Source organism: Streptomyces nanshensis (assembly GCF_001751255.1).
Classification (GTDB): Bacteria; Actinomycetota; Actinomycetes; order Streptomycetales; family Streptomycetaceae; genus Streptomyces; species Streptomyces nanshensis_A.
Genome location: NZ_LJGW01000274.1, coordinates 1 through 2,094, shown reverse-complemented (window position 1 = coordinate 2,094; position 2,094 = coordinate 1). Strand labels below are relative to the sequence as shown.

The 2,094-nt window shown below is 73.4% G+C and carries 1 protein-coding gene; it reads right to left on the bottom strand.

Features of this window, described 5'->3' with window-relative positions:
• The coding region (locus AN218_RS16245) for an ATP-binding protein (RefSeq protein ID WP_420855975.1) at nucleotides 1–1,325 on the bottom strand (1,325 nt) is incomplete at its 3' end.
• Nucleotides 1,326–2,094 lie beyond the last annotated feature (769 nt).

The following is a 2,094-nucleotide window of genomic DNA, read 5'->3' as shown; positions in this document are numbered from 1 at the left end:
GCTCCCGCCGGGGCGGACGGGAAGCCCGTGCCCCGTCCGTCGGTCGCGCCCGCGGATGCCGCGCGACGTGCCCCCTGCCCCAGGGACGAGGGCGCCGCCGAGTAGGCGGAGGCGTCGCGCGAGCCGTCGGCCTCCGGCCAGACGGGAGTCGGCGACGTCGTCGGCTGGGCGGGCACGCCGGCACGCGGGGTCTGCTCGTGTCCCGGACCGGCGCCGATGCCGTGGGCACGGCCCGTCGCGGGCGCGGTGGTGATCAGCTTCTTCGGTACGACGAGGACCGCGCGGACGCCGCCGTACGCCGAGGGCGGCAGCGAGACCTGGAAGTCGTAGGCCTGCGCGAGGCGTCCGACCACGGCGAGGCCGAGGCGGGGCGACTCCCCGAGGTCGTTGAGGTCGATGCCCGCCTGTGCCTCCTTGAGCCGCAACTCGGCCCGGGCGCGCGCCTCTTCGCTCAGCCCGACGCCGCCGTCCTCGATCTCGATGGCGATGCCGGCGTGCACCTCGCCCGCCGTGAGGTGGACGCGGGCCTTCGGCGGCGAGTAGCGCGTGGCGTTGTCGAGCAGTTCGGCGAGCGCGTGGATGAGCGGCTCGACGGCGGGGCCGACGATCGCGACGTCCGCGACCGAGTGCAACTCGACGCGCTGGTAGTCCAGTACGCGCGACATCGCGCCGCGCAGCACGCTGTAGACGGGGACGGCCTTGCTCCACTGGCGGCCCGGCCGGGCCCCGCCGAGCACCGCGATGCTGTCGGCGAGGCGTCCGATGAGCGCGGTGCCGTGGTCCAGGCGCAGCAGGTCGGAGAAGAAGTCCGGGTGCTGGCCGTGCCGGTCCTCCATGCCGCGCAGGTCGGTCGCCTGCCGGTGGACGATGGCCTGCACCCGGCGGGCGACGTTGACGACGCCGCGCTGCGCGGAGTCACGGAGGGTCTCCTCGGCCTGCACGGCCTCGACGACCGAGCGCAGCAACTGGCCGTGCGCGGCCTGGAATTCACCGCTGAGGCCCTCGACGCGCGGCATCGAGTGGAGGACGTCCTCGGCGAACTCGCCCTCCTGGAGGCGCTCGACCGCCTCGGGCAGCCGCTCCCTGGCCAACTGCACCGTCGCGATCTCCTGTTGCTGGAGCCGCGCGCGCAACTCGGCGAGCTGCTCGGCGTGCTGGACCCGCGCCGCCGCCAACGCCTGTCCTCTGCGGCCCACTTCGGCGGCGACGAGGCCGACGGCGAGGGTGGCGACGAGGCCGCAGACGGCGACCGCGAGCCGGGCGCCCTCTCCGACGAGCGGGACGGCGACGGCCGTGGCCGCGGCGATGGCGGCGACGGGCAGCAACCAGACGAGTACCGGGCCGGACCCTTGGTTTCCGGGTGACGATCCAGCACGAACCATCAGGATCCTCAAATCAATCGACTAGCTGTGAGCAGACGTGCGGGGGCGGCAGCGGAGAGTCCGGGGCGGGGTCCGCACGCACGCGTACGGCGCCAACCAGGCGGCAGGGCACGGGAGTTGGTCCGGTCCACTGAGCCCTGTGAAGCATAGCCGGAACTGATCACTTGTGACACAGAGTCCCCGGGCATGTGCCCTTGGGAGTCCGTTTCGGTGTCGAAACTGAGCAGGTCAGGACAGTACGGCCGCCATTCCCCTAAATCTGTGCCAGGCGGGCGGACGGCCCCGGCGAGCGGAAGCGGAATGCGGTGAGGGGCGCGGAGACGCCGAGAAACATCCGTATCGCGAGGGTCCGGGCGGTATCGGGCGGAATGGGCGGTGAGCCGCCGCTCCGGTAAGCGTTTTCCCGTGACGGCCTGCGCCCGGGCGGCCCCTCCCAACCCTCCGGTTGTGAGGATCGTGTGGAGATCCCGGGGCATGCCGGTGCGGAGCCTTCGAGCTGACAGAGCGTCACGTTCGTCCCGCCTGCCGTCCGTCCGCCCACGGGTCCCGGCAGCCGCCGTACGGCCCCGCGCGGCCCTTGTGTAGGTTTGCGGGAGGTGCACCGGAGAACCGAACCGCCGCCCTGCGCGGCGGGGTTCACCGGTCGGGGGACTGATCGACGCATCGTGTCCGTCGCGCTGCCGCCCGGAGCCGCGGCCCCGAGCCCGCTCCG